We start from the raw sequence: 25,765 nt of genomic DNA, 5'->3' as shown, positions 1-25,765 counted from the left end.
TCATTCTCCTCTTTTCCTAATTTGAATAAGCTCTTTTTAAAGCATGACATACGATTTGATAGTAGTGTGCCGCTGATTTATATTTGTGGCGCTCTTCGAAGTAAGAGGCCATGAGCTCCGAGTATTCGATAATATATTGCTGCTTTTCATGTTCAATAAAGTATGGAATTACCACTTCCAGCATAAAGAATTCAAATTCAGCTGAAAGGTTGCCTTTTAGCAGAGAATCATAGACTTTAAAATGATAAGCATATTCCTGATTAGGATTCTGCTTTAAAATGGTTTGGCCTTCAAGAATCCACTTTTCGGCCTCCTCTTTCTTGTCCAGCTGGTAATACGCGTAGAGAATGGAGAAAATTGTGCTTAACGCCTCATGTTTATTTTTGTACTTCAAGGCCTCGTTGTAATGAATAATTGCCTGCTCGTATTTTTTGGTGATAGAACTTAAATACCCCATGTTATGGCAGATCATGCCCAGTAAACTTTTATCATTCAGCTGTTCGGCTATTTTTCGGGCAAGCTGATAGCTTTCCTCTGACCTGCTGTACTCCTCACACCTCAAATAATTAATCCCAAGCAGGATCTGGCATTCAGCACACCTCATTAAATCATATCTTGACTGGTAGATATTTAATGCGAAGTGAGTATATTGAATGACCAGGGCTGCCTTTCGCAGCTGGCTGAGGGTAAGGGCGATTGAATAATAGAGATCCGCTTCTTCCCATTTTTCAAAGGGGAGATGCTTCGTTAAAAACCGTTCAGCTCCTTTAAGATGCATGAGGGCTGAGGAATATTTGCTCTGAAGGTAGTGATGAAGCCCGACGAATTTCTCGTAATAGTACGTCATTTTTTCTTCAAAGATATCTTTATAGAGGCTGATTTTCTCAAGCTTTGCTTCTGCTTCTGCAAAATCTCTTTCTGTGAGCAAGTATCTGAACTCAAAAAGAACAAAATACAGCATGGCTGTTGTGTCGCTTGTGGAATGGATTTTCTCCCGGAGCTCTTCGTATCTTTTTTTGAGAGTATCCTGCCTGCGGTGAACGATATCATGGTACCAGTCAAACAGGGACTTCATGAGCGGAATTTCTTCTTCTTCGATGAGGTTGATTGTAAGTCTGCTGCAGAGGAAATCCAACACCTCGATGCTTGCTGTGGTCTGGTTATTTTCAATTTTCGATAAGTATGAAGTGGAAATGATGCCTCTAGACAGTTCCTCCTGGGTCATATTCTGCTGTATGCGATAGAACCTTATCCGACTTCCGATTTCCATGGGCAGCACCTCATCTACTAATCTGTATATGTCATTCTCTCTTTATTATGACGATTCCTTGTCGTTTCGTATTGGGAAAATAGACTTAATTTTCCGAAATTAATTGAAAAAATACGACCTTATTTCCCAATATTAAAAGTTGTGAGGAAACACCCCTCTGCTTTTCTGCACTAAGCGGTGAAAAAAGGCTCATTTTTCCCAATACAAGACCTTCTATTAAAATGGTAGCATAATTAATAGAATAGTCAATCTATTCAGTTATTTATTCTAGGGGGGAATTTGATGAAAAAGAAAAAGATTTTCAGTCTGCTTCTTGCTGCTATTCTAGCTTTCACAATGGCATTTTCCATCCAGCCGGCAGGAGCGGAGACAGTAAAAAAAGATTACCTCATCGGGATGAAACCAACTGTTAAAGATTCTAAAATGAAGGCATCTATCATCTCCGGTTTCGGTGGCAAGGTCAAGCATCAATATAAATATATGAATGTTGTTCATGCCACCCTGCCGGATCAGGCAGCGGCAGCACTCGAGAAAAACCCGAACGTACTGTTTGTTGAAGAGGATTTCCAAGCAAAAGCCATTGGACAATCGGTGCCTTACGGAATCTCACAAATTAAAGCAGACGCTGTTCAGGCGTCAGGGGTGAAAGGAAGCGGTGTAAAAGTTGCCATTCTCGATTCCGGAATTGACGCTTCCCATGAAGATCTGAATGTTTCTGGCGGAGCAAGCTTTATCCCAAATGAGCCCGATCCATTTGTTGATGGAGATAGTCACGGGACTCATGTAGCAGGTACTGTGGCAGCATTAAATAATACAGTTGGAGTGCTTGGTACTGCTCCGGACGTCTCTCTCTATGCTGTAAAAGTTCTTGACTCCACAGGAAGCGGCAGCTACAGCGGAATTGCACAGGGAATTGAGTGGGCTGTTGCTAATGGTATGGATGTTATTAACATGAGCCTCGGCGGCAGTCAGGATTCAACGGCTCTTAAACAGGCCGTAGACCTCGCTTACAGCAGAGGAGTAGTGGTTGTTGCTGCTGCAGGAAACAGCGGAACAAAGGGCAAACGGAATACGATTGGCTATCCTGCAAAATACAGTTCTGCCATTGCTGTTGGAGCCGTTGATTCAGCTAATGCCAGAGCTTCATTTTCAAGTGTCGGCAGCGAACTTGAAGTAATGGCTCCGGGTGTAAATATTTTAAGTTCGGTTCCTGGAAATAAGTATGCATCATTTAATGGAACTTCAATGGCTTCGCCTCATGTAGCTGGTGCTGCAGCCCTTATTTTGTCAAAATACCCATCCATGTCTAATACAGAAGTCCGAAACAGGCTGAAAAGCACTGCTCTGCCTTTGGGCGACCCATTTTATTATGGTGCGGGATTGATTAATGTCCAGGCCGCCATCCAATAATGCAAAAGAGCTCACGTCCTGCGTGAGCTCTTTTCTATCTTTAAACAATTTTCAATTCCACTTCAATGTTACCTTTGACCGCTTTTGAATACGGGCATACGCCGTGAGCTTTTTGAACAAGCTCCATCGCGCGTTCTTCTGAGACCTCTGGAATATGAACTTCAAGTACAACCGACAGTCCAAAGCCGGAGTCATCTTTGCCGATCGAAACGTGGGAAGTGACTTTTGCCTGGCCAATTTTCTCACGCTCAGTACGGGCAACCAGGTTCAGCGCACTGTCAAAACATGCTGCATACCCTGCAGCAAACAGCTGTTCCGGGTTCGTTCCTTCCCCGCCGCGTCCTCCCAGCGCTTTCGGCATCTCAATTGCAAGATCCAGGAAATTGTCAGCGGTCTGCACCCGTCCTTCCCTGCCGCCAATGGCTGATGCTGTTGCAGTGTATAGCTTTTGCATGTGAATCTCTCCTTTGGTTTTGTGTAATTTAATTGCGCACAATTTGTTATTGCAAAACTAATATAACAAGGGTATACTGTTCTTGTCAAATATGAAATGTCAGGAGAATCATTCATCATGGCATCAGAAAACTCTCTCAGCCTGGAGCAGCAGCTATGCTTTTCCATTTATGCCTGTTCAAGAGAAATGACAAAACTGTACAGGCCCATACTCCAGGAACTGGGGCTGACCTACCCTCAATACCTTGTCATGCTTGTTCTCTGGGAACAGGAAGAAATCAGTGTAAAAGCACTTGGAAAGGAACTGTTCCTTGACTCCGGCACTCTTACACCGCTGCTGAAAAGACTGGAAGAAGCCGGTTTTGTTCAGCGCAACCGCTCAAAAAAAGATGAACGCAAAGTAAATATCTGTTTGACAGAGCGCGGCAGAAAACTTCAAACAGAAGCATACCGCGTTCCAGAATATATGCTTTCAGCTAGCGGACTCAATCAGGAAGATTTTGAACGATTAAACCTTGAGTTCAGAAATTTACTGAAAAAGCTGACGTCTATCAATACAAATATTTAAAAAAGGAAAAAATGGACGATATATAGATTAATAACGCATGCAGAGGAGCGGTGGTATGTTGAACCGAATGGACATGTTAATCGAAAAATATCGGAAGAAAATGGTAGAGAGCGCTAAACGTGAAGGGCTGAGTTCCGCTTCCACAGTCAGGGCAAGCCAGCAGCTGGACCGCCTCTTAAACATTGGCAGCAGAATCCAGGATACTTCTAATTGAAATCATATATAAAGCCGGGTGAAACCAATCAGGTATCACCCGGCTTTTTTCTGTTCATTTGCTGGATTCGGCAAGAATAGATAACATTGGAATATTTTTGAAGTTTTACATGAACTTAAAAGGAAACTTATGTCATAATAGAGGATGGACTTCCAGCTTTACCGGCTTCAGTCCTAAGTAGTTAATATTTGCGGCCGGAACTTGTAAATGGAAAGGAGGCATTTTACTCATGCGAAAATTGGTGATGCTTTTATTACTTCTCGGACTGCTGGTGCTGCTTGGGGGCTGCACTGAAAACATAGCCAAAGAACCTGCCTCTTCAAAGAACAGCTCATCTTCAGGATCAAGCGTGAACATTGATGATGACGCGGAAGCGGATGTAAATGAACCTATAAATGAGAAAAAGGGATCTGCTCCACAAGAAGCAGATTCCTCATCTGTAAAAATCGGTGATCCAAAAGACGATGCAAAGGATGATGACAGCTCCAGTCAGACAGCTTCACTTGAAAACTACTCCACCGAAGAAATTGAATACGCAAGAGTGTGGGCTCAGCTTGGTCCGAATCAGGAGATTGATGAGCTCAATATCAGGCATATTCCCCCGGGAGAACCTGTCAATCCCAATATAGACAACAGTGCAGTCTATCCGGAAGGCGTCATTCAGTTATCCGGCTCCCGTTTAGTTGATGGATCGGTTACTTACAGAGGAAATGGCGACGGAACCATTCATGTGTATGCGACCCCGATGCGCTGGGAAGCTCCCCCTCCCGGTACTGATGAAAAAGAACTTCAAAAAGATACAGAAGATATCCTGAACAACACAAAGCTCGTTTCTATTGAACCAAGGGATGGTCAGGAGATTATCAGCTTGATTGAAAAGTTAGTGTTCCGCTGATATCCATATAAAAAACCAGGCTCAAAATCTGAGCCTGGTTTTTCATTAATACCGTTTCAACGCCGTTTCTATTCAGATCACTCTTATTTTTTTTCCGTAATCTGATCAACAAAATCAACAATGATCCGGTCATCTTCCGTTTCCCTGACGCGCAGGACAATTGCTTTTCTCTCCGTCTGGTCATCCTGGTCATAATAGGCGCGGTAAACGTAAAAGCTTTCTTCCTGAAAATCAAAATCATTTAGTTCCAGCTTGTCAATTCCCCATTTTTTCTTGAGGGAAATCAATTCTTCGGGTGTATGATAAGCCCCTTTGAGGTAAAGGTCTTTCATCTCCCTTTCATCTTCTTCTAAAATTGCCTCTAACATATCTTCTGCTGCAACAAGCCTCCGGTCTCTTCCTTCGTCTTCGTCCCTGCAGCCTGACAGAAGAAATGCAAATAAGGCTGTCATGAGAAAGAGCGTAACTTTTTTCACTAGAGTCCTCCTGCGCTCTGCAAAAGACACGTCTTCTGCGTCAGCTTGATAATGTAGACATATGATCCGGCAGGCTGAACGTTATTTTCTGCATCGCTTCGTTCAAATCTATTTTCAGCTTCTCGCCAACATCAATATCACAGAGATTTCTTATTTCGCTTGGTATGGTCACGGTTCCTTTGCTGCTTATAATGGTTTCGTTTTCAAATGTGCTGCTGTCATTTTTCATCAGCTGTATCGTTCTGCCGTCTGTTCGTACAATGACACGCTCACCTGACTGTATGTTTAGTTTTTTTCGTATATAGGAAGGAATCATCACTTGACCATTTGACCAAATTTTCACGAAAAATGGGCCTTTTTTCAACGATCTCACTCCATTCCTTTTTAAGATGCCTTCAATTATATCATAAAAAGAGCATCATTTCTCCTCCCGGCTATGCTGTTAAAGCTGCTTCCTGGCTGTTGAGCTTCTCAGAACAAGTTCGGTCGGCAGCAGATAATCCCTGCCTTCTATCCCTTCATTCAGAGCCTGGTAAATCAAGTGGGCCGCGAGAGACCCAATTTCGTAGTTAGACTGCTTAACGGTTGACAGCGGCGGAGAGATATACTGCGAGATTTCTATGTCGTCAAATCCAATGATAGAGAGTTCATGCGGTATTTTTAAACCCGCTTCCTTAAAGGCTTTAATCGCTCCTACCGCCATTTCGTCATTTGCGCAGAAAACAGCAGACGGGGCGTTCCCCTGCATCATGAGAATTTTGCCCGCAGAGTATCCGCCTTCGCGTGTATACTGGCCCTGAAGAATCCAGCTTGGATGGAGATGAATTCCCGAGTCTTTCAGAGCCTGCTTATAGCCTTCAAAACGGAGCTGATTGTCGCGGTTATGCGACGGTCCCCCAATATAGGCAAGCTCTTTATGGCCAAGATCGATGAGATGCTGCGTTGCCTGATATCCGCCTGAAAAATTATCGACGAGGACATGAATGATGCTGTCACTGTCGAGCTTGCGGTCAAGAACGATAATCGGAAAATCTTCTCTGACGGACTGCAGAATCAGCTCATCCGGAAGGCTTTCAGCAAGAATGATGACCCCGTCTACTCTTCGTTCTCTTAAAAATTTTGTCGCAGTGGATACATTTCCGCCGATGGCGCTGCAGGCAATCAGCCCGTATTTGTGAGTGAGAAGGGTATCCTGTGCGCCTCTCATCAATTCTGAATAAAAAGGTCCTGACAGGTCCTGGACAATGATGCCGATTGTTTCTGTTTTGCTGCGCTTTAAATCCCTGGCTATCCCGTTTTTCTGATAATTCAGGGTTTTGGCAGCTTCCAGAACGCGTTTTGCCGTTTCTGAATTGACTCTTGAATTATTGTTTAATGCATAGGATGCTGTGGAAACAGCAACACCGGCCAATTTTGCAACATCTTTGATTGTGGCCATTCTTCTCCACCTTACTTTCATGGCTTCTTCTGAATTACTTGAACAGAGTTTTGCGCGGGGTGCTTGGGGTGAATAAAGAGAGGAAAGGTTTTTTTGGAAATAACCCGTACAAGCAGGTGTCAAACCCGCCTGTACGGTGTATCCCATATAGAAATTCTTATGCCCACCACATATTAGCAGGCTGTTCTTTAATCAGTACGCTCTTTAAGTTTGATACTGCACGCTGGAAGCCTTCTTCAATCGACATGATCGGATCTTCATGTTCAATGCTTACAACATAGTCATAGCCGTATGTTCTAAGGGCACTGATCATATCTGACCACTCCTGCATGCTGTGTCCGCAGCCGACTGAACGGAAATTCCATGCTCTTGACTGAATTTCTCCGTATGGCTGCATGTCTGTCAGCCCATACATATTGATGTTGTCCTGGTCAAGATACGTATCTTTAGCGTGGAAATGATGAATCGCTCCCGCTTTTCCAAGGATTTTAATCGCTCCAACAGGATCAATTCCCTGCCACCACAAGTGACTTGGATCAAGGTTGGCACCAATAGCTTCACATGTTTCCTCACGCAATTTCAGCAGCGTGTATGGAGTGTGAACCAGGAACCCTCCGTGAAGTTCTAATCCGATTTTCACGTTCAGGCTTTGAGCAAGCTCGCCGACTTCTTTCCAGTAAGGAATCAGCTTTTGCTCCCATTGCCACTTCAGAATGTCGCCATATTCGTTTGGCCAAGGGGCAACCGGCCAGTTTGGATATTTAGCATTTTCGTGGTCACCTGCAGTACCGGAGAAGCAGTTGACAACCGGAACATTCATTTCGTTTGCAAGCTTGATTGTTTTAACAAGTGTTTCATGAGACTCAGCAGCAAAAGCAGAGTCAGGTGAAATCGGATTGCCGTGGCAGCTGAATGCGCTGATTGTCAGTCCGCGTGAAGTAACTTTCTCCAAATACTCATTTTGCTTTTCCTTGTTGCCAAGAAGCTCCTCTAAAGAACAATGTGCATTTCCAGGATAGCAGCCTGTTCCAATCTCAACAGCTTCCACACCTGATGCTTTCACATAATCCAGCATTTCATCGAGGTTTTTATCTGAAAATAAAACCGTGAATACTCCTAGTTTCATCATGATCTTCCTTTCTATGCTTTTAATAGTTCGTCCATTTTTTTCGAATTAAGCGCAACGGCTTCCATTAACTCGCCTTCAAAATGCTCCTGCTCAGCAATGAACCATGGCAGTTCAAGGTCTTTTCCAAGAGTCAGCAGCCCTTTCATATCAAGGGTTCCTTCGCCTATAACTGTGCTGTGCTTAACACCGTTTGTTTCTTTCATATCTTTAATATGGAGACTCGCAACACGGTCCCGCTGCTCTTTAATCAGTGAAAGCGGATCATAGCCGGCATAAGTAACCCAGTAGCAGTCAAGTTCAAACTTGACCAGATTGCGGTCTGTTTCCTGAAGCAGGACGTCAAATGGCGTCTGTTCTCCAAATGATTGAAATTCAAAATCGTGGTTATGGTACGCAAGCTGAAGTCCCTGCTGCTTAATCACTTCTCCTGCTTTGTTCAATTCCTGCGCAACGCGTTTATATGCATCAAGGTCCGTGCGCTGCTCTTCAGTTAAATAAGGAACAATAATTAAATCATTGCCGATTTCCTTATTGTAGGAAATAACTTCGCTGAGCCCGTCCCCTGCCACTTGTTCATAAGGCACATGACTCCCCGCTGCCTTCAGTCCATACTCGTTTAATGCCTCTTTCAGACGGTCTGCCGGCGTGTCGTAATAGCCTGCAAACTGTACCCCTTCATACCCGTAACCGGCAACTTCTTTTAATGTGCCGAAAAAATCCTTTTCGAGCAGCGTTCTGATTGTATAGAGCTGAAGCCCTTTTTTCGTCATGAGATAATCCCCCTTATGATTATAGTTTTATGATTGTTTTTGTTTCGTTTGACTCTAATGCGCCAAGTACGATCTTCAGAGATTTGTAGCCTTCTTCCCCTGAAACGGCAGGCTCTGTATTGCCGATGATGCTGTCGACAAATTTATCAATCACTTTAGATGAGGATTGTCCGCCTTCATCATTTGACTGAATTTTGCCAAGCTCATAGTTTACTACTTCGCCAGTCGTATATTGTGCGATTAAAGAGAATTGAGGGTGATCTTCTAAACGAAGCACTCCTTTTTCACCGTAGATTACCGTCGCATTATCTTCCTTGCTGTATGACCAGCTTGCTGCGAGCGTTCCCATGATGCCGCTTTCTGTTTTAACCACGCAGACAGCGTTATCATCAACGTCTGCTCCCTCTTTTGCAACTGTATCTACAAATGCAGCTACTTCTGTTACTTCTTCGCCAAGAATGTAGCGCATTAAATCAGCTTTATGAACACCAAGGTCTCCCATAGCGCCGATAAACGCATCTTCTTTCTTGAAGAACCAGCTGTCGCGTCCATCAGCACTCCAGCCTTCCGGACCGCCGTGGCCAAATGCTGTGCGGAAAGAAAATACTTTTCCGATATCTCCGTTTTTGATCAGTTCTCTTGCTTTTTCATGAGAAGGCACAAAACGCTGGTTGTGGCCGATCATAAGCTTGCGGTTGTTCTTTTCAGCCGCTTGAATCATTGCTTCTGCTTCTTCTTTTGAAGTGGCCATTGGCTTTTCGCAAAGAACATGCTTGCCTGCATTCAACGCATCAATTGACATTGGCGCATGAAGGGCATTTGGAGTACAAACGCTTACAGCGTCAATCTCTTCAAGGGCAAGAAGCTCTCTGTAATCTGTAAATGCTTTTGCATTGTACTGCTGTGCAGTAAGGTTTGCACGGTCTTCGTTAATGTCGCAGACAGCAACGATCTCAGCAAATTTATTTCCAGCCCATTCAGGCAGATGTCTGTGTTTTGAAATGCTTCCGCATCCGATAATTCCGATTTTTAACGTTTTCATGTTTCTCTTCCTCCTAGTAGTTTAAAAGATGAAATCGATTCCTGCTGCAGAAATCTCTTATTTTTTCTCAAAGTATACTGGTTCGCCGGTTTCGGACGATTTATAAATCGCTTCCAAAATTTCCGTTACAATCAGGGCCTGTTCAGGCTTTACAACTGGATCTTTGTCTTCGACTATTGCTTCAATCCACAGCCTTGCTTCAATATCGGCTTCACTTTCAGGCTTTCCGTCCACAACAGAAGCCCCGGATTCATCAAGATCGACATTTGTCGTATAAAGCTTTCCGCGGCGTTCCCCGTTAATGCGTAGGCCGCTGTCCATATCCGCTCCGCCTTCTGTTCCCATCAGCGTGCATTTACTTTCTCCGATATTGACGGTATTCAGTGCCCAGCTTGACTCAAGAAAGATGGTGGCGCCATTTTGCATCGTAATATAGGCAAAAGCCGAATCTTCCACCTGAAACTTTTCAGGATCCCAGGGTCCCCAGAGATTTGCTGCATGTTCCTTAGGTCCGAGCTTATGAAAAGCTGTTCCGACAACCATTTTCGGCTCGTAATTATCCATCATCCAAAGTGTCAGATCCAGGGCATGGGTGCCGATGTCAATTAGCGGTCCGCCTCCCTGTTTCTCCTTATCTAGGAACACTCCCCATGTCGGCACTGCACGTCTTCTGACTGCATGGGCCTTCGCAAAATAAATATCGCCAAGCTCCCCTTCTTCGCAGAGATTTTTCAGGTGCAGGCTGTCTGCGCGGTAGCGGTTCTGATAAGCAACAGAAAGCTTTTTGCCTGTGCGCCTCGCTGTTTCAAGCATTCTTTTCGCTTCGGCAGCTGAAGTTGCCATCGGCTTTTCACACATAACATGCTTGCCTGCCTCAAGGGCTGCAATTGAAATATCTGAATGGGAATCATTCGGTGTGCAGACATGAACGACATCAATACCCGGATTTGCAAGCAATTCCTTATAATCTGTGTAGTGTTCAGCCATCTCTGAACCAAACTGCATTTTTGCTTCGATGGCTCTTTCTTCCACAAGATCAAAGAATGCCACCATCTGAACATTCTTCAGGCGTGCGAGAGCAGGCATATGCTTGCCGGTTGCAATTCCTCCGCACCCGATAATTCCAACTCGAACAATCGTACTCATTGTCCACCTCCGGGTTCATTCCGGCCCATTGTCAGGACCCGTTCTGGAAGCGTGCTTAAGCCGCTGCCGTATTTATACGTGATTTGAAACGTTTCACAAGATATGGGGCAAATATGTATAAATCCCTTATTCCTGTTCTTGAAAATCAATGTGAAACGTTTCGACAAACTCATTTTAACATGAAAGCGCTTTTAATCAAACAAAAAATAAAAAAATATTTATCTCTGAGATTCTTTTTCTTGTAAGCTTAAAAAAAGGATGAAAACGGAAAACTTTTTCAGACGTTTGAAGTCTAATGAGTAAAGAGGCAAATGCTTTCTCATAAAGCTGAAACTTGTTTTTTATTATCAGGATATATGATCCCATCAAGGAGGAATCACCATTGACAGACCCCACTCTCGCAAAGGCAGCGATCAGGGGCGATGACCGGGCCTTTCTGCTTGTCATGAAACAGCATAAAGAACAGCTTTACCGGACCGCCTATTTGTATTTAAAAAATGAAAACGATGCGATTGAAGCTGTTCAGGAAGTGACGTACCGTGCGTATAAATCACTCAAAAAAGTGAAGGAGCCGTCTTATTTTACAACGTATCTGATCCGAATCATGATGAACTACTGCCATGATCAGCTTAAGCGTCAAAAGAAAGTGAAGCTTGACGAAAAGCTAGCCTCATCCGGTACGGCTGCAGATTCCCTGCATTCGGTGGAAATTCAGGAGGCGCTATGCAGCCTCAGTGAAAAATATCAGGATGTCATCGTCATGAAATATTTTCAGGATCTGAAAATAAAAGAAATAGCCGATCAGTTAAACTGTCCGGAAAGCACGGTAAAAACAAGACTGAAAAAAGCGCTTTCCCTGCTTAGAAAACATTTTAAAGACAATGGGGGTGAAGGTCATGTTTGAAAAGGAAGAGGCTCTGCTGGAAAAGATGAAGACGAAAACAGATATGATTTCCGTTCCATTTGATGAGCTTGATGATGCCATCACGGCCGGATTTCAAAAAGCAAAAAAGAAAAAAAGGCCTTATCCTTTAAGATGGGCCGCATTGGCCGCTTCCCTGTTCATTTTTATTTTTATCACGTTAGTCAGAGTTTCTCCGGCGTTTGCTTCCTATGTCAGCAGCATCCCGGGCATGGAACAAGTGGTTGAAATCATCAGGTACAATAAAGGGTTAATGTCCGCCGCAGAAAATGATTTTGTACAGGAAATTGGCTTGTCCGATGAGAAAAGCGGCATAGAAATCACCCTGAACTCAGCTATTGTCGACCAGAGAAAGCTCCGTATTTTTTATACCGTTCAAAACAAGGCAGAAAAAGCCGAAGCTGGATTAAAGAATGTCCAACTAACATCAGGAACAAACAATCTTAACGAAAATGCGATGATCAGCTTCGGACATACCGATGAAACGCTCTCTCATAATGAGAGCGAACATTCGTCGATTGATTATGACTTTGCAGATCCAATGAACCATGAGGATTTCAAGCTGAACATTGTTGTGAAGACACAAAGACCTCTGTCAATGGCTCAAGAAGATACGTTTCAATTCGATTTTAAACTGGATCAGGATTTAGTGAAGGAAAAGATGAGAGAGATTGAGATGAATAAAACCGTTTCAGTAGAAAACCAGAAGATTACATTCAGAAAACTTGATATCACTCCTCTCTCTGCAGCCCTTTACGTAGAATACGATAAAGAGAATACGATGGAGCTATTCGCCTTCGATGATATCAGGCTTACAGATGAAAAAGGCGAGCCATGGTCACTTTTCCATAATGGATTGGTGAGAACAGAAGTCAGCGACACAGAAGATGTGATTTATCTGGAGAGCAATTACTTTGAAACACCTAAAGAACTGTATCTGGAATTCAGCAGAATACGGGGAGTCAGTAAAGATGATGCAGAGGTCATCATTGATCCTGTCAAAATGAAAGTTGTTAAAAAGCCAAAAGACAATGTTTTCAGCCTTATAGAAGTATCAGAAAATGAAGTTGGGTTCACCTATACCGAAGATAGAGAAATGTCCAGCATGCTGATTAATGACGTGACTGATGCTAATGGAAAAAGCGTCTATGTCCATTCTTCCAATGAGGACTTTGGAGACGGCAAAAAACGCTTCTCTGTTCGATTTGACCGCCGGAAAGCAGGCAGCGGCCCCCTGACCATGAAGTTCATCGACTACCCAGGCTTTATAAAGGAAAAAACAAAAATCAACATAAAATAAAGAATGCCCGCTCAGATGAGCGGGCATTCCTGTTTAGTTGCGTCGCAGCTTTGCAAGCAGGCGCAGGATCTCAAGGTACAGCCAGACAAGCGTCACAAGAAGAGCAAAGCCTGCATACCATTCCATGTGCTTAGGAAGCCCTGCATTCGACCCGTTTTCAATAAAATCAAAATCCAAAACAAGGTTAAGCGATGCGACAATCACAATCGCAACTGAAATGAGGATTCCAACCGGGCTTGCATCATGCAAAAACGGAATGGCTACACCGAAAAACCCAAGAATAAACGACAGCAAATACATGATTAAAATGCCAAAGGTTGCAGCAAAGACACCCAGTCTGAAGTTGCGTGTCACTTTAATGAGCCTGAAGCGATAGGCAAGCAGCAAGGCCAAAAATACGCTTGCTGTCAGAAGGACCGCCTGCATCACGATTCCTTCGTAGAGGGATGCGTAATAGGCTGAGATGCCTCCTACAAACATTCCTTCAAGGACCGCATACACGGGCGCGAGCACCGGCGCTGTTTTCGGAACAAAGCTTACAATCAGTGCAATCACAAATCCGCCGATCGCCCCTCCGATCATGATGGCAGATACGTCCTGCCCCTGTGCACTGTAATACCAGGCAGCTCCTGCGGCCGTAATTAAAATAAACAGCAGCAGAAACGATTTATTAATGGCACCCATCAGCGTCATCGGCTGGCTGGAATAAGAACCTTCCCGTTTGGCAAAAGCTTTCAACGCAGGATTCGATGTTCTCATAAGATCAACTCCTTCTTTCTTTCACTTGTAATACGGACAGCTGATGAAAAAGTTTCACAGTGAACGCATCTTGCTAGTTTCATTATATCGCAAGGATCTCTTAATATGAAAATCTTCTGCTGAATCTCTTGTTCTGGGAAAAGAATTCAAAAAAAAGAACAGCATATCAACATCTGCTGTTCTCATTGCGTTTAATCTTCATTATATCCCTTTTTAATAGGTAACCGATATTCGCGATGGTTTGTTCTACATACTGGGGACCTTTTCTCAGTGCTTCTTCGAGTGTGACTATGCCCGGCACAATGGAAAATACAGCTCCAATCCCCGCTTCATAAACAGATTCATATCCTTCTCCAATTGAACCGGCAAGAGCAATGACTGGAATTCCATGTTCCTTCGCAAGCTTTGATACGCCTGCAGGAGTCTTGCCATGGATAGTCTGGCCGTCAATTCTGCCTTCCCCTGTTATGACAAGGTCTGCATCTGACATGTGCTGTTTAAGATTCACTGTATTTAATACAATGTCCACTCCACTCTTCAGTTCAGCGTTTAAGAAGGCCATCAGTCCCGCTCCCAGCCCTCCGGCAGCACCAGCTCCCTTTGTTTGCGCCACATCCGCACCGGTTGTCTGTTTTAAAAAGGATGCGAAATGGGCAAGATTGCGGTCAAGAATAGCAACCGATTCAGCCGTTGCCCCCTTTTGCGGGCCGAATATGGCAGATGCACCATTTGGCCCTGTTAAAGGATTGTCCACATCGCACGCTACTTCTATTTTCACTTTTGAAAGTTGGGACATTAAGCCGGAAACATCAATTTCAGCAAGCTCCGCCAATGCTCCCCCGCCATGTCCGATTTCCTTTTTCTGATCATCCAGAAAGAGAGCTCCGAGGGCTCTTGCCATCCCCATTCCGCCGTCATTTGTTGCACTGCCGCCGATGCCGATGATGATATGCTCTGCTCCCTTTTTGACCGCATCTCTGATCAGATCTCCAGTACCGGCCGATGTCGTTATAAGAGGATTTCTCCGTTCCGGCGGCACTAAATGCAGTCCGGAGGCAGACGCCATTTCGATAACAGCTGTTTTTCCGTCACCAAGCCAGCCGTACTCCGCATCTGCCGGCTGACCGAGCGGACCTGTAACGGACAGTTTTGTCATCCTGCCGTTCGTGGCATCAACAAGCGCCTGCACCGTCCCCTCTCCGCCGTCTGCAACAGGCACTTTTACAATTTCCGCACCGGGAAACGTCTTTTTAAGACCTCTTTCAGCTGCTTCGCATACTTCAAGGGCCGTCATGCTTTCTTTAAAAGAATCAGGTGCAATGACAATCTTCATCTCGAACATCTCCTATCCAAACAGTTTAAATACACCAAAGATCAGGGTGGAAATCACTGCAAGTGTAAGCCCTACAAGTGACTCATATGGAATAAGCTTCATTCTCTCCTTCATCCCCATAAACACACTGCCTCCTGTTGCATGGAAGAAGCTTCCGTGCGGAAGGTGATCAAGAACGGTTGCACCCGCATGCACCATAGCCGCACCTGCAAGTGCAGGAATTCCAATCTCCATGATTGCCGGAGCAAACACACTGCTCGCAACAGCTGTGCCCGCCGTTGTAGAGGCTGTTGCTGCTGACATTAAAATCCCGGAGGCCGGCGCCAGAATATAGGCAGGCAGACCGGAAGCATTAAGTCCTGCAACAATGACATCTTTCAGCCCTGAATTTGCGATGATGCCTGCAAGTGTACCGGTTCCAATCAGCATGATCGCAACACCTGACATCTTCAGCAGCCCGGATGCTGCAAACTCTGTTAAACGCGTCATATTTCTTGTAGCAATTGCACCGATCAGCCCCCCTGCAGGCAATGCTATAATCGGATCTATGGCTATATCAAAGACAGGCCGCAGGGAAAGAAGCAGAATTGCTGCAGCCGGACCGCTGACTGCTGCCGCAAATGATGGAAGGCTGTTCCCATCCTTTGAAATGATTTCTTCCGACTTGATCTGCTCACCTTTTCTCACCATTCTCTTAGCAAGCACATACGTGACGGCCACACCGAAAATGGCAGGAATGGCGCCTGCCGCCATGACCGATGTTAAAGGAACATTAAACGCATCAGAAGCTGCTATCGTATTCGGATTTGGCGACATAATATTTCCAGCTTTTCCTCCACCGATCATGGCAAGGAGTATCGCAGGCTTTGAAAGCTTCGCTTTATATGCAATGGCCAGGGCAATCGGCGCCACTGTTATGACGGCCACATCCACGAACACGCCGACCATAGTAAGAAGCATGGTCGATAAGACCAGGGCAAGAAGTGAACGCTTTTCTCCAATTTTTTTTATAATCGTATCTGCAATCACCGAAGCAGATCCTGATTCAATCAGTACTCCTGCCAGGACTCCCGCTGCGAGGATTCTAAGAACCGCGGGGGTAATATCTTTTGCTCCCGCGATCATCAGCTCAACGGTTCCTGTCAGATTTACTCCGCCCAGAAGCCCCCCAATAAGAGCTCCTGCCATCATTCCATAAGCGGGAGGAACTTTTTTCAGTATTAGAAAAATGGCTGCAATGAGTGCGCATAACGCCCCGAAAGCGCTTACTTGAATCTCCATCGTGATTTCCTCCTTCTCTCTTTTCACTCTCTTAATTGTAATCGCTTACTTTTATGAATTCATTGTCCGTACAGACAAAAAAAGACGGCCTGCCATTGCCTCTTTTTTGTGCATGCGCACAATCAGACAACCAGCAATGCCGTATAAAGCGTCAGTAAATCTTTCATTTTCCGCGGGTTCAAAGAGGTCGATTCTTCTATTTTATCCAGCCTGTATCTTAGTGTATTTCGATGAATAAACAGCTCTTCTGCTGTATGGTTCATATCTCCGTTCTGATTGAAAAATAATCGCAGGGTGTCAAGAAGCTCCCCATTTTTGTCCATTTCTTCAAAAGTGTTCTTAATATCCTGCAAGTAAACATCTTTTTGCCTGTCATATCCTCTTCGAATCAATACAGGCAGCGCCATTTCTTTATAGTCAATAAATGAACCTTCTCCCCCTCCTCCTGAAGCAAGGGCCTCCTTTGCACCTTCATACGAAAGGGCAGTGCCGTTAAATCCCTTATAAACGTAGCCCGCTGCCCCTCTAAGCGAATATTGCTGAGAGAATTCCGCCATTTTCAGTAAAAATGCGGGGCTTTGACTAGAGCGGCTGTCTTTAAGAAGCACAATTTCACCAGCACCCGGAATGACAATCAAGCCATCTTCATCTGCAGCGGCTTCAAGCTGTTTTAAGAACATGTTCCGTTTCTTTAAGTTCATATCCTCTTTTAAAATAAAGACAATAGCCTGCCTTTCAATGTCCAGATTAATCCGCAGCCTTTGCGCCCGTTCTGCAAATTCTCTCCTGTCCGTTATTTCTCCTTTTATCAGCTGAATCAGTGTTTCCTGCCTCAACGTTTCATTCCACCGTATTTGATCGGACAAATATTCCTGCTCAACGGTCAGTTCTGCCGCCATTTTCACAAGTTCTCCGAGCGGCCCGACCACATCCGGATCCCCTGTAATGCCAATGACTCCAATTAATTCGTGATGAAAATAGATTGGGAGGTTGACTCCTTTTTTCATCCGTTTCTTGCCGTCTTCTTCTGATACAACGGCTTTTTTCCCGGTTTGAATGACACTTATTGCACCCGTATGAATGTCTCCAAGCCTTTTCTTATCTCCTGAGCCAATGATTGTGCCGTCTTTGTCCATGACATTTATGTTATATGGAATGATGGACATTGTTCTTGATACGATTTCTTTTGCGAGTTTTTCATTCATTGTTTTTCACCTGCTGATTTTTGATTTATCTTACCACAGCTCCATTATTTAGAATTAATGAAACTTTCTGTAAAATTGAGCGTATTACTGATTGAAGGCCTATTCTTTTTCTTCCGCAGTTTAAAACGGTCAGGGGGTGATCAGCATTTCAGTTCATACTATTGAGGGCATTTACCTTGCAGGACTCATTATTGCCGGTGTTCTGACTCTTCTCTTCGTCTTTTTCGGAGACATCTTTGAAGGAATGAGCGAAGCCGTCCCTTTTTTCAGTCCCACTCTTGTTCTCGCTTTTATCACATTCTTCTGTGCGGGCGGATACATCTTTGAAGTAACCGGGATCTTCTCTACCATATTATCTGCTGTTCTTTCCGTTATGGCATCCGGTGTCCTTGTTGCTCTTCTTCATTTTTTCGTCCTTGTCCCTTTGTCATCTGCAGAAGAGTCTCTTTCTTATCATGAATCGGATTTAAAAGGACGAACAGGACAGGTCATTACATCTATTCCTGCAGACGGCTTTGGAGAAGTGCTGCTTACAAGCAGTGTGGGGTCCATTTCAAAAACGGCCTCAAGCTTTGATCATACACCAATTGCCGGAGGCACGAAAATACTGGTGATTGAAAGCAAAAACAGCATCGTCTATGTAGCACCCTATCAGCCATTCGAGGATACACTTTAGGAGGTATTTTATGTTAACTACTATCATTATCATTGCTGGAATTGCTCTTTTTGTCCTAATCGCTCTGCTTGCCGTTTTTGTAGCCAAGTACCGTACTGCAGGACCTGATGAAGCATTGATTGTTACGGGAAGCTATCTGGGCAGCAAAAATGTCCACATGGATGAAAACAGCAATAAAATTAAAATTGTACGCGGAGGAGGAACTTTCGTGCTGCCTGTCTTTCAGCAGGCTGAACCGCTGAGCCTCCTGTCAAGCAAGCTTGATGTATCAACTCCGGAAGTGTATACAGAACAAGGGGTTCCGGTCATGGCGGACGGCACCGCGATTATTAAAATCGGAGGTTCTATAGGCGAGATCGCAACCGCTGCAGAACAATTTCTCGGGAAATCAAAAACAGACAGAGAGCAGGAGGCACGTGAAGTCCTCGAAGGGCACCTGCGCTCCATTCTTGGCTCTATGACGGTAGAGGAAATCTACAAAAACAGGGAGAAGTTTTCACAGGAAGTACAGCGGGTCGCTTCTCAGGACCTGGCAAAAATGGGTCTTGTCATCGTCTCCTTTACCATTAAAGATGTCCGCGACAAAAACGGATATCTCGATTCACTTGGAAAGCCCCGTATCGCTCAGGTGAAGCGGGACGCAGATATTGCAACAGCGGAAGCAGAGAAAGAAACGCGCATTAAACGTGCTGAGGCAGCAAAAGAAGCAAAAAAATCAGAGCTTGAGAGGGCAACAGAAATTGCAGAAGCTGAAAAAATGAATCAGCTGAAAATGGCAGAGTACAGAAGAGACCAGGATACGGCTAAAGCAAACGCTGACCAAGCCTATGACCTTGAAGCGGCAAAAGCACGGCAGAAGGTCACTGAACAGGAAATGCAGGTCAAAATCATTGAACGCCAGAAGCAGATCGAGCTTGAAGAAAGAGAAATCCTGCGCCGCGAGCTTCAATACGATTCTGAAGTAAAGAAAAAAGCAGACGCTGACCGTTATTCAGTAGAACAAGCCGCTGCAGCAGAAAAAGCGAAACAGCTTGCAGATGCCGACGCGAATCAATACCGCATCGAGGCACTTGCAAGAGCAGAAGCTGAACGAATCCGCATGGACGGTCTCGCAAAGGCTGAAGCCGAGCGTGCTCAAGGGGAAACAGAAGCTGAAATCATCCGCCTCAAAGGACTTGCAGAAGCTGAAGCTAAGGAAAAAATTGCAGAAGCCTTTGAACAATACGGCAAGGCAGCCGTACTCGATATGATTGTGAAGATGCTTCCTGAATATGCCAAGCAAGTAGCTGCGCCCCTGTCCAACATTGACAAAATTACTGTCGTGGACACTGGAGGCGGCGGAGAAAACAGCGGGGCGAATAAAATCACAGGCTATGCCACCAATCTCATGAGCTCCCTGCAGGAAACACTGAAGGCATCATCCGGCATTGATATGAAAGAACTGATCGAAAACTATTCCGGCAAAGGGAATATCAGACAAAGCATCGATCAGCTTTCATCAAGACAAAAAGATATAGATCAAGCTGAATAATTGCCGCAAAAAAAGCGCATGCCGGTGTCGGCATGCGCAAGCAGGAAGAGGTGTCTTACAAACATGAGGCTTATGAGAAAAATTATTTTCTCATAGCATATCCTATTCAGCGTACAGGAGATTGCTATGTGGAATTTGTCCATTTTTAACAAATTCCGCCAAAAATCAGCAATTGCCTTTATACGCCCCGCACCGAAGCTGCAGCCTCTCAGTAAACATAAAAAGAAGCTGCTGATCTTACTCATCAGCAGCCTCTCTTTGTCATGTTATACTTAGTTGAAGAATGACGCTCCTACAATGATTAAAAGAATAAACAATACAACTACAAGCGCGAAGCCGTTTTCGTATCCACCTGACATGTCTCTTCCTCCATTTCACCTCTTATTCACTTTCCTTATCAAAATATGTAGAATGATAGAGATTGATATAGGACAAGAGTGGAGATTTGAGAAAATCCCTCAAACGCCCTGAGGGCACCCTGAGGGATACTTATATCAGTCTTTATCTTCCCATTCCGTTTTGACCGTTTCTCCGCTTTCAGCGGAAATTTCAACTTCAGCTTCTCTGCCGTCTTCTGCCACGATCTCAAACTTGTAGACAGCCTGGCCGTCATCACTTTCAAGCTCCGCTTCAGTGACCTTGCCTTTCACTTCTTTTAAAGCAGCCTTTTTGGCCTCTTCCATTGTCACTTTAACCTCATCCTGATTTACACTGCCGTCATCGCTGCTGTCGTCGTCCTCATGCATTTTTGTCACTTCGCCGGTATCGGCGTTAATGGTAAAATCGTATTCTATTCCTTTTGACTTCACTTCGGCTTCATAAACCCAGCCGTCAGCCTCCTGCTCAAGCTCCATTTCTGATATACTGCCCTTTTTCTCCTTCAGAACGATTTCTTTTGCTTTTTCATAGCTGATTTTCAAATTTTGTTCTTCTGCTGTTTTTTCTGCCAGCGCTTTATCTCCAGGCGTGATAAACTGTGAACCTACCCCGATTCCTCCGACAATTAATGCTCCGGTTAAAATAGCTGCTGTTTTTTTCATCTGAATTCCTCCTTGGTTTGTATACATTTATCCTACCTCTGAAAAATGATAAACAAGAGAGAGAAAGATTAGAATTTGATGAGAAATTGATTAGTTTCTGGTGTAAACGATAAAAAAGAACCTTTTGATGGCAAAAGGTTCACTTTTAATCTTCAACAGAAACGGAAAGGACAGTTCCTGTAAAAGCATCGACTTGAACGGTTGTCTCATTCTCGCCATTTTCAATTTCAACCTCGTAATATAGCCGGCCGTCCTCCTCTTCAAGGTCAAGATCACCAACCTCACCCTTTGCTTCTTTCCTTGCAATTTCAATCGCCTGTTCTTCTGTCAGCTTCACCTTCGGATTGTTTGAACCTATTGTCTTCCGGTCTTCAGATAGTATCTTCCCGCTTGACGCATCCATCTTCAGCGAAATTTCATCCTTGCCGGCTACAAGCCGGATGCTGTAAGCCTGTTCAGGTTCATCGTAGGACAATGATTCTACCTTTCCTTGATATTGCTCCTCAGCAATTTCCTTCGCTTCTGCCGTTGTAACAGGAAGACTTCTTTTCTCATAAACGTCTTTTATTTTTTTCAGTTCTTTAATTTTACCGGCATCAGCATCGACGGACACCGAGTACAGGGCTCCCTTTTCCTCAAGTTCAGCAATGAAAAGATGTTCTCCGTCTGCCCGTGTCTCTTCGAGTGCAGTGATTGTTCCAGAGTACTGGCTGTTAACAAGTGTTCTCGCCTCTGCTTCAGTGAGAGGCTCGTCCTTGAAAAAAACCATAACAGCCAGTGATGCTGCACCTGCTAAAAGAATGAAAGTTATCAGCACCGTCCATTTGTTTGGCATGAGCTCCCCCCTTAATCTATATGTTCAGCATAAACCCCAAACATTAAAATTTCATGAGAAAGCAGGGAGATACACATGAACTTCTGTTCCCCGTCCTTCTGAACTGTCAATCCGAATCTCGCCATTATGTGCAGCAACAATTTTCCGGGCAATCGACAGGCCAAGGCCCGTTCCTCCAGTTCCCCTGGCACGTGCTTTATCCACTCTGAAAAACCGCTCAAAAACAAAGGGGAGATCTTTTTGGGGGATGCCGATCCCGCGGTCTCTGATGCAAAAATGAATCATGTCCCCCTTTTGATCGATTGTGCATTCAATTTCTTCTTCACTGTATTTAAAGGCATTATCAAGTAAGATAAAGAGCAGCTGTTTTAGCTTTAACTCATCTGCAGACACCATCACTTCCTGCTTGAAAAAGTGATAGACCACCCTTCTTTGATATACCTGTTCCAGGCTTTTCCCTGTTTGCCTGCATATAGCTGCTGCATCTGTTCTTTTCGTTTCAGCCTGCATGTGTGCATCATTTTCTGCAAGCAGGAGGAGCTGGGCTGTCATTTCTTTCATTCTTACTGCTTCGGAATAGATGGCTTCAACCGCTTCTTCCATAATCTCAGGCTTTTTTGTGCCCCATCGTTTCAGCAGTTTAGCATAGCTTTCAATGACCGTCAGAGGAGTCTTCAGTTCATGACTTGCATCAGACACAAACTGCTGCTGTTTTTCAAAATTCGTCTGAATCAGCCCGATCATTTTATTGAATGTTTCGGTCATTTGATGAAGTTCATCTTTTTTTGAACCGCTGTTTGTCTCTATTTTTTTGAACGTTTCTTTCTTTTGAATTTCTTCCATCGTTTGTATTAGCGTGTGAATGGGTTTCAGGATGATTCTGCTTAATGTGCTGCCCGCTGCAAAGATCGGCAGCAGCACAAAAAGAGAAGCCAGGGCTAGGACGACCTTCAGCCGGTCCATATCCTCATCAACATGCGAAAGGTTTTCTGTCACCTCAAGCTGGACAACTCCACCGTCCGTCCAGATGAGAGGAATGGCAGCCCTTGAGAAGGTGACACCATCAGATTTGACAGTGCCGCTACTTTCAGAAGCTGAGTAATCCGGATCAAAATCTGAACGGTACTCTCCTTTTTTAGAAACAGTGGCAAGCTGCCTTGACGACTCGTCAATGATTCGGATCATTCCATCTGCAGGTAAATAAGCCCTTAAAAGATTCGTTGTATTCATCGTTCTGCCGTCTTCTTCCTTTAATGCTGCTGCAACGGCATGTGCCTGCTTCTCCGTTCGTTCAACCTCGCGATCAAGAGTGACTGTTAAAAAAAGAAAATAAATGGCCGCATGAATGCCAAGGACAATAATCAGCATCCATACCGTTGAAAACAGCTGGATTTTATGGCTGATTTTCATTCTGCTGGCTCCTTGATAGAATACCCGACCCCTCTAGAAGTGTGGATGAGGGGCTGATTATCGCCGCTGTCAATTTTCTTTCTCAAGTACCGTATGTACACATCAACAACATTTGTGTCTCCGTAGTAATCAAACCCCCACACTGCGTTTAGAATCTGCTCCCTGTTTAAAACCTGATTTTTATGCGAAAGCAAATACACAAGAAGATCAAATTCACGCGGAGTTAATTCAATTGAGTCATCTCCTCGTGTTACGTCCCTTGTTTTTATGTTCACTATAAGATTTCCCGCCTTTAGAATTTCTGCTTCTTTCTGAACATGAGCAGGCTTCGCTGAACGAAGGCATACTCTGATCCTTGCAAGAAGTTCTTCAATCTGAAAAGGCTTAGTTATATAATCATTTGCTCCCTGATCAAGTCCGCTCACTTTATCCGGCAGGGTATCACGGGCTGTCAAAAGAATAACCGGTGTTTGGTCATCCTGTGCCCTGAGCCGTCTCAGCACTTCCAAACCAGTAACCCCGGGCAGCATGACATCAAGAAGGATGCAGTCCCATGAAGAAGAACGGATTTCCTCGAGCGCTTCAAGGCCGTCATGTACAGAATGGACGCTGTACCCTTCAAATTCCAGCTCAAGCTTCAGAACACGCGCAATTTTCACTTCATCTTCCACGACCAGAATTTTTTCCATACGAACTCCCCTGTGTTTTTTTACTTGCAGTATATCACAGTTCCATGAGAACTCTTACCATCCAGCTGGCAAACATTCCTGAACTGGGGTACTATAAAAAGACAAGCTTGAACGGGAGGGACAGATTTATGGAAACGATTGTGATTGCTGCTGCAGTCATTATACTGGCAGTTATTTATTTCATAAAAAAGATTTCACACCGCGGGCAAGCAAAATCCATGCTGACAATTGCCCACAGGGGAGCTTCGGGATATGCACCCGAGAACACCCTGGCATCCTTTGACAAGGCAATGGACATGAAAGCCGACTTTATCGAAATTGATCTCCAGCTGAGCAAAGACGGAAAACTGATGGTGATCCACGACGATTCTGTCGAGCGGACAACAAACGGCAAAGGCAATGTACGTGACTTGACCCGTCGCGAACTTCAGGCCTTAGATGCAGGGAGCTGGTTTGATCCCGTTTTTGCAGGGGAGCGCATCCCGACGTTTGATGAAGTTCTCGACCGGTATCCTCAAAAATGCGGATTGCTGATTGAACTCAAAAGCCCTGCCCTTTATCCCGGAATTGAGCAGAAAGTCTATGACGCGCTTGCAGGCAGGGGGCTCATTGAAAACCGTGAACCCAAAATCATTGTTCAGTCGTTTGATACAAATTCAATGAAGCTGTTTCATGATATCGCTCCGACTGTCCCAATTGGCGTACTCGTAAAATTCACACCAAAGGGAATCTCAAATGCCCAGCTGGAAGAGTTCAAAAAATATGCAAACTACGTAAATCCAAACAAACGGCTGGTGACAAAAAAGCTGATTTCCCGCATTCACGCACATGACATGAAAATCATTCCCTACACCATCCGTGACAGAAGATCTGCAAATGCGTTTCTTCAGCTTGATTTGGACGGCATTACGACCGATTTTCCTGATTATATAAAACCAGCAAAAGCATGAAGCCGCGGCTTCATGCTTTTAAAGTTACACTCATTTGCGGTTCAGAGAAAAGCCGATATGACTTAAAACCCCCTCGACATCTCCTCCAATCAGGATATTATCCAAATCAAGATTTAGCTGAACAGCCTTCATCGCCAAATCAGGACGTATTCCTGTAAGGGCAGGTGTCACCCCGATCAGCTCAAGCATTCTGACGAGGTTAAGCAAATGAACGCTCACATCGTCATTTATTTGAAGAATCCCCGATAAGTCGATGATCAGGTAGTTTAATGACAAATCTGTACTCGAGGTAAGTGCCGTATGTATGATCTTTTCTGCACGGTATTCGCTGATATCACCAATGATCGGAAGAATAGCCACTCCTTTAGTGATTGGGACAATCGGAGCTGACAAGTGAATAATTTCTTTGTTCGCCCGGTCAAGCTCAAGTACATAAGAAAGGAGGGTTGCCATCGTTTCAAATAGCTCGACATGCTTATCTGTAAAAGGAAGAGAATTTGTATCCAGTCCGCATATTGTTCCGTAATTCTCTCCGTTTTCATAGTAAATCGGAATACCGATAAAACATCCTCCGCCTAAATTTTTCGTCACATCCAGATCCTTCGTCAAGCCGCTGCCTGCCAAATCCGGAATAATCAGAACCTCTCTTCCCCGATCGACGCTCAGCTTGCAGAATGTTTCCCTGAATGGGAGCTCAGAGCCTTCCTCGAGGAGTACTGAATCCTTATTAAAAACTTTCACAATTTCATTACGCTGCCGATCATTTTTCGCAATGAACAAGGTGTTAATTTCAATGAACTTGCTCATCATTTGAAGTATGCTTTCAGAAGCTTCATCAAAATTTGAATATTTCTTTATCGGCTTGCTCAAACCTAATAGCGTGTCTGTCACTTCTGTTCACCAGCCCTTCTGAACTTCATCGTTGATCTTTCTCGTTCTAAGAACCTAGCACTAATACCCATTATGATGAAAAATGAAACACAATAAATCTGTGTGACAGGAATTTCAGCGTATTCAGCCTCC

General features: G+C 44.4%; 28 protein-coding genes. 9 read left to right on the top strand and 19 right to left on the bottom strand.

Annotated features, from left to right (window positions below; genetic code table 11):
* Positions 1 to 16 precede the first annotated feature (16 nt).
* Positions 17 to 1,270 (bottom strand): helix-turn-helix domain-containing protein, encoded by a 1,254-nt coding sequence (locus ACK1LH_RS07275; protein WP_203290027.1) that lies wholly within the window; start codon positions 1,268 to 1,270, stop codon positions 17 to 19.
* A gap of 282 nt (positions 1,271 to 1,552) precedes the next feature.
* On the opposite strand from ACK1LH_RS07275, the gene ACK1LH_RS07270 reads away from it, so the two are divergent.
* The gene (locus ACK1LH_RS07270) at positions 1,553 to 2,680 is read left to right on the top strand and encodes a S8 family peptidase (RefSeq protein WP_411334881.1); all 1,128 of its coding nucleotides are present in this window, start codon (positions 1,553 to 1,555) and stop codon (positions 2,678 to 2,680) included.
* Positions 2,681 to 2,720: 40 nt separating this feature from the next.
* Here ACK1LH_RS07270 and ACK1LH_RS07265 read toward each other — a convergent pair whose 3' ends face one another.
* Positions 2,721 to 3,134, bottom strand: a complete 414-nt coding sequence (locus ACK1LH_RS07265; RefSeq protein WP_411334880.1) for an organic hydroperoxide resistance protein — start codon at positions 3,132 to 3,134, stop codon at positions 2,721 to 2,723.
* Between the two features lie 117 nt (positions 3,135 to 3,251).
* Here ACK1LH_RS07265 and ACK1LH_RS07260 point away from each other — a divergent pair, with 117 nt between their 5' ends.
* From ACK1LH_RS07260 to ACK1LH_RS07250, 3 genes are all read left to right on the top strand, one after another.
* On the top strand, positions 3,252 to 3,701 hold the full coding sequence (locus tag ACK1LH_RS07260; RefSeq protein ID WP_411334879.1) for a MarR family winged helix-turn-helix transcriptional regulator: 450 nt from the start codon (positions 3,252 to 3,254) through the stop codon (positions 3,699 to 3,701).
* A 55-nt stretch (positions 3,702 to 3,756) separates the two neighbouring features.
* The gene (locus ACK1LH_RS07255) at positions 3,757 to 3,915 is read left to right on the top strand and encodes an aspartyl-phosphate phosphatase Spo0E family protein (RefSeq protein ID WP_411334878.1); all 159 of its coding nucleotides are present in this window, start codon (positions 3,757 to 3,759) and stop codon (positions 3,913 to 3,915) included.
* A 229-nt stretch (positions 3,916 to 4,144) separates the two neighbouring features.
* Positions 4,145 to 4,810, top strand: coding sequence for a hypothetical protein (locus tag ACK1LH_RS07250; protein WP_411334877.1), 666 nt, complete (start codon positions 4,145 to 4,147; stop codon positions 4,808 to 4,810).
* Between the two features lie 83 nt (positions 4,811 to 4,893).
* Here ACK1LH_RS07250 and ACK1LH_RS07245 read toward each other — a convergent pair whose 3' ends face one another.
* The 7 genes from ACK1LH_RS07245 to ACK1LH_RS07215 all read right to left on the bottom strand — a co-directional run bounded on the left by ACK1LH_RS07245 (position 4,894) and on the right by ACK1LH_RS07215 (position 10,811).
* Entirely contained in the window at positions 4,894 to 5,286 is a 393-nt protein-coding gene (locus ACK1LH_RS07245) for a hypothetical protein (RefSeq protein WP_411334876.1), read from the bottom strand.
* A 40-nt stretch (positions 5,287 to 5,326) separates the two neighbouring features.
* The gene (locus ACK1LH_RS07240) at positions 5,327 to 5,650 is read right to left on the bottom strand and encodes an AbrB/MazE/SpoVT family DNA-binding domain-containing protein (RefSeq protein WP_411334875.1); all 324 of its coding nucleotides are present in this window, start codon (positions 5,648 to 5,650) and stop codon (positions 5,327 to 5,329) included.
* A 78-nt stretch (positions 5,651 to 5,728) separates the two neighbouring features.
* On the bottom strand, positions 5,729 to 6,724 hold the full coding sequence (locus tag ACK1LH_RS07235; protein WP_203290024.1) for a LacI family DNA-binding transcriptional regulator: 996 nt from the start codon (positions 6,722 to 6,724) through the stop codon (positions 5,729 to 5,731).
* Between the two features lie 157 nt (positions 6,725 to 6,881).
* Positions 6,882 to 7,850 carry a sugar phosphate isomerase/epimerase family protein gene (locus ACK1LH_RS07230; protein ID WP_282033321.1) on the bottom strand — a complete coding sequence of 323 codons (969 nt, stop codon included), beginning with the start codon at positions 7,848 to 7,850 and terminating at the stop codon, positions 6,882 to 6,884.
* A gap of 14 nt (positions 7,851 to 7,864) precedes the next feature.
* Positions 7,865 to 8,623 carry a sugar phosphate isomerase/epimerase family protein gene (locus tag ACK1LH_RS07225; RefSeq protein ID WP_411334874.1) on the bottom strand — a complete coding sequence of 253 codons (759 nt, stop codon included), beginning with the start codon at positions 8,621 to 8,623 and terminating at the stop codon, positions 7,865 to 7,867.
* A 19-nt stretch (positions 8,624 to 8,642) separates the two neighbouring features.
* The gene (locus ACK1LH_RS07220) at positions 8,643 to 9,665 is read right to left on the bottom strand and encodes a Gfo/Idh/MocA family protein (RefSeq protein WP_411334873.1); all 1,023 of its coding nucleotides are present in this window, start codon (positions 9,663 to 9,665) and stop codon (positions 8,643 to 8,645) included.
* 57 nt (positions 9,666 to 9,722) lie between these two features.
* Positions 9,723 to 10,811 carry a Gfo/Idh/MocA family protein gene (locus ACK1LH_RS07215; RefSeq protein ID WP_411334872.1) on the bottom strand — a complete coding sequence of 363 codons (1,089 nt, stop codon included), beginning with the start codon at positions 10,809 to 10,811 and terminating at the stop codon, positions 9,723 to 9,725.
* A gap of 382 nt (positions 10,812 to 11,193) precedes the next feature.
* Between ACK1LH_RS07215 and ACK1LH_RS07210 the strand changes: the two genes are divergently transcribed.
* Positions 11,194 to 11,715: an RNA polymerase sigma factor gene (locus ACK1LH_RS07210; RefSeq protein WP_411334871.1), complete on the top strand. Its 522-nt coding sequence runs from the start codon at positions 11,194 to 11,196 to the stop codon at positions 11,713 to 11,715.
* Positions 11,708 to 13,033 carry a DUF4179 domain-containing protein gene (locus ACK1LH_RS07205; protein ID WP_411334870.1) on the top strand — a complete coding sequence of 442 codons (1,326 nt, stop codon included), beginning with the start codon at positions 11,708 to 11,710 and terminating at the stop codon, positions 13,031 to 13,033. The genes ACK1LH_RS07210 and ACK1LH_RS07205 overlap by 8 nt, the downstream gene beginning before the upstream one ends.
* Before the next feature lie 33 nt (positions 13,034 to 13,066).
* On the opposite strand, the gene ACK1LH_RS07200 is transcribed toward ACK1LH_RS07205, so the two are convergent.
* From ACK1LH_RS07200 to ACK1LH_RS07185, 4 genes are all read right to left on the bottom strand, one after another.
* Positions 13,067 to 13,792: a Bax inhibitor-1/YccA family membrane protein gene (locus ACK1LH_RS07200; protein WP_029281866.1), complete on the bottom strand. Its 726-nt coding sequence runs from the start codon at positions 13,790 to 13,792 to the stop codon at positions 13,067 to 13,069.
* A gap of 166 nt (positions 13,793 to 13,958) precedes the next feature.
* Positions 13,959 to 15,125, bottom strand: a complete 1,167-nt coding sequence (locus ACK1LH_RS07195) for a glycerate kinase (RefSeq protein WP_411334869.1) — start codon at positions 15,123 to 15,125, stop codon at positions 13,959 to 13,961.
* Positions 15,126 to 15,137: 12 nt separating this feature from the next.
* Positions 15,138 to 16,406 carry a GntP family permease gene (locus ACK1LH_RS07190; RefSeq protein WP_411334868.1) on the bottom strand — a complete coding sequence of 423 codons (1,269 nt, stop codon included), beginning with the start codon at positions 16,404 to 16,406 and terminating at the stop codon, positions 15,138 to 15,140.
* 122 nt (positions 16,407 to 16,528) lie between these two features.
* On the bottom strand, positions 16,529 to 17,611 hold the full coding sequence (locus ACK1LH_RS07185) for a CdaR family transcriptional regulator (RefSeq protein WP_411334867.1): 1,083 nt from the start codon (positions 17,609 to 17,611) through the stop codon (positions 16,529 to 16,531).
* Between the two features lie 136 nt (positions 17,612 to 17,747).
* Here ACK1LH_RS07185 and ACK1LH_RS07180 point away from each other — a divergent pair, with 136 nt between their 5' ends.
* Entirely contained in the window at positions 17,748 to 18,287 is a 540-nt protein-coding gene (locus tag ACK1LH_RS07180; protein ID WP_411334866.1) for an NfeD family protein, read from the top strand.
* 10 nt (positions 18,288 to 18,297) lie between these two features.
* Complete coding sequence (locus tag ACK1LH_RS07175; protein WP_411334865.1) at positions 18,298 to 19,818, top strand: flotillin family protein; 1,521 nt, start codon at positions 18,298 to 18,300, stop codon at positions 19,816 to 19,818.
* Between the two features lie 272 nt (positions 19,819 to 20,090).
* On the opposite strand, the gene ACK1LH_RS07170 is transcribed toward ACK1LH_RS07175, so the two are convergent.
* The 5 genes from ACK1LH_RS07170 to ACK1LH_RS07150 all read right to left on the bottom strand — a co-directional run bounded on the left by ACK1LH_RS07170 (position 20,091) and on the right by ACK1LH_RS07150 (position 23,792).
* On the bottom strand, positions 20,091 to 20,177 hold the full coding sequence (locus tag ACK1LH_RS07170; RefSeq protein ID WP_035206476.1) for a YjcZ family sporulation protein: 87 nt from the start codon (positions 20,175 to 20,177) through the stop codon (positions 20,091 to 20,093).
* Between the two features lie 135 nt (positions 20,178 to 20,312).
* Positions 20,313 to 20,858: a PepSY domain-containing protein gene (locus tag ACK1LH_RS07165; protein WP_282033312.1), complete on the bottom strand. Its 546-nt coding sequence runs from the start codon at positions 20,856 to 20,858 to the stop codon at positions 20,313 to 20,315.
* A gap of 145 nt (positions 20,859 to 21,003) precedes the next feature.
* Positions 21,004 to 21,693, bottom strand: coding sequence for a PepSY domain-containing protein (locus tag ACK1LH_RS07160; RefSeq protein ID WP_411334864.1), 690 nt, complete (start codon positions 21,691 to 21,693; stop codon positions 21,004 to 21,006).
* A 51-nt stretch (positions 21,694 to 21,744) separates the two neighbouring features.
* Positions 21,745 to 23,103, bottom strand: coding sequence for an ATP-binding protein (locus ACK1LH_RS07155; protein ID WP_411334863.1), 1,359 nt, complete (start codon positions 23,101 to 23,103; stop codon positions 21,745 to 21,747).
* A complete protein-coding gene (locus tag ACK1LH_RS07150) occupies positions 23,100 to 23,792 on the bottom strand; it encodes a response regulator transcription factor (protein WP_029281884.1) in 693 nt (230 codons plus the stop codon). Before ACK1LH_RS07150 ends, ACK1LH_RS07155 begins: the two co-directional genes overlap by 4 nt.
* 128 nt (positions 23,793 to 23,920) lie before the next feature.
* Between ACK1LH_RS07150 and ACK1LH_RS07145 the strand changes: the two genes are divergently transcribed.
* Positions 23,921 to 24,742: a glycerophosphodiester phosphodiesterase gene (locus ACK1LH_RS07145; protein WP_029281886.1), complete on the top strand. Its 822-nt coding sequence runs from the start codon at positions 23,921 to 23,923 to the stop codon at positions 24,740 to 24,742.
* 30 nt (positions 24,743 to 24,772) lie between these two features.
* On the opposite strand, the gene ACK1LH_RS07140 is transcribed toward ACK1LH_RS07145, so the two are convergent.
* Positions 24,773 to 25,633: an STAS domain-containing protein gene (locus ACK1LH_RS07140; protein ID WP_081870114.1), complete on the bottom strand. Its 861-nt coding sequence runs from the start codon at positions 25,631 to 25,633 to the stop codon at positions 24,773 to 24,775.
* Positions 25,634 to 25,765 lie beyond the last annotated feature (132 nt).

It is taken from the genome of Metabacillus indicus, from assembly GCF_046603695.1.
GTDB lineage: Bacteria > Bacillota > Bacilli > Bacillales > Bacillaceae > Bacillus_P > Bacillus_P indicus.
Note: the sequence above shows the minus strand (reverse complement) of the source record. Positions and strands in the feature narration are given on the sequence as shown.

Excerpts from the sequence above, each read along its gene's own strand:
- ACK1LH_RS07275 (WP_203290027.1), bottom strand. The coding sequence starts at position 1,270 with ATGGAAATCGGAAGTCGGATAAGGTTCTATCGCATACAGCAGAATATG.
- ACK1LH_RS07270 (WP_411334881.1), top strand. The coding sequence starts at position 1,553 with ATGAAAAAGAAAAAGATTTTCAGTCTGCTTCTTGCTGCTATTCTAGCT.
- ACK1LH_RS07265 (WP_411334880.1), bottom strand. The coding sequence starts at position 3,134 with ATGCAAAAGCTATACACTGCAACAGCATCAGCCATTGGCGGCAGGGAA.
- ACK1LH_RS07260 (WP_411334879.1), top strand. The coding sequence starts at position 3,252 with ATGGCATCAGAAAACTCTCTCAGCCTGGAGCAGCAGCTATGCTTTTCC.
- ACK1LH_RS07255 (WP_411334878.1), top strand. The coding sequence starts at position 3,757 with ATGTTGAACCGAATGGACATGTTAATCGAAAAATATCGGAAGAAAATG.
- ACK1LH_RS07250 (WP_411334877.1), top strand. The coding sequence starts at position 4,145 with ATGCGAAAATTGGTGATGCTTTTATTACTTCTCGGACTGCTGGTGCTG.
- ACK1LH_RS07235 (WP_203290024.1), bottom strand. The coding sequence starts at position 6,724 with ATGGCCACAATCAAAGATGTTGCAAAATTGGCCGGTGTTGCTGTTTCC.
- ACK1LH_RS07230 (WP_282033321.1), bottom strand. The coding sequence starts at position 7,850 with ATGAAACTAGGAGTATTCACGGTTTTATTTTCAGATAAAAACCTCGAT.
- ACK1LH_RS07225 (WP_411334874.1), bottom strand. The coding sequence starts at position 8,623 with ATGACGAAAAAAGGGCTTCAGCTCTATACAATCAGAACGCTGCTCGAA.
- ACK1LH_RS07220 (WP_411334873.1), bottom strand. The coding sequence starts at position 9,665 with ATGAAAACGTTAAAAATCGGAATTATCGGATGCGGAAGCATTTCAAAA.
- ACK1LH_RS07215 (WP_411334872.1), bottom strand. The coding sequence starts at position 10,811 with ATGAGTACGATTGTTCGAGTTGGAATTATCGGGTGCGGAGGAATTGCA.
- ACK1LH_RS07205 (WP_411334870.1), top strand. The coding sequence starts at position 11,708 with ATGTTTGAAAAGGAAGAGGCTCTGCTGGAAAAGATGAAGACGAAAACA.
- ACK1LH_RS07200 (WP_029281866.1), bottom strand. The coding sequence starts at position 13,792 with ATGAGAACATCGAATCCTGCGTTGAAAGCTTTTGCCAAACGGGAAGGT.
- ACK1LH_RS07195 (WP_411334869.1), bottom strand. The coding sequence starts at position 15,125 with ATGAAGATTGTCATTGCACCTGATTCTTTTAAAGAAAGCATGACGGCC.
- ACK1LH_RS07190 (WP_411334868.1), bottom strand. The coding sequence starts at position 16,406 with ATGGAGATTCAAGTAAGCGCTTTCGGGGCGTTATGCGCACTCATTGCA.
- ACK1LH_RS07185 (WP_411334867.1), bottom strand. The coding sequence starts at position 17,611 with ATGAATGAAAAACTCGCAAAAGAAATCGTATCAAGAACAATGTCCATC.
- ACK1LH_RS07175 (WP_411334865.1), top strand. The coding sequence starts at position 18,298 with ATGTTAACTACTATCATTATCATTGCTGGAATTGCTCTTTTTGTCCTA.
- ACK1LH_RS07170 (WP_035206476.1), bottom strand. The coding sequence starts at position 20,177 with ATGTCAGGTGGATACGAAAACGGCTTCGCGCTTGTAGTTGTATTGTTT.
- ACK1LH_RS07165 (WP_282033312.1), bottom strand. The coding sequence starts at position 20,858 with ATGAAAAAAACAGCAGCTATTTTAACCGGAGCATTAATTGTCGGAGGA.
- ACK1LH_RS07160 (WP_411334864.1), bottom strand. The coding sequence starts at position 21,693 with ATGCCAAACAAATGGACGGTGCTGATAACTTTCATTCTTTTAGCAGGT.
- ACK1LH_RS07155 (WP_411334863.1), bottom strand. The coding sequence starts at position 23,103 with ATGAAAATCAGCCATAAAATCCAGCTGTTTTCAACGGTATGGATGCTG.
- ACK1LH_RS07150 (WP_029281884.1), bottom strand. The coding sequence starts at position 23,792 with ATGGAAAAAATTCTGGTCGTGGAAGATGAAGTGAAAATTGCGCGTGTT.
- ACK1LH_RS07145 (WP_029281886.1), top strand. The coding sequence starts at position 23,921 with ATGGAAACGATTGTGATTGCTGCTGCAGTCATTATACTGGCAGTTATT.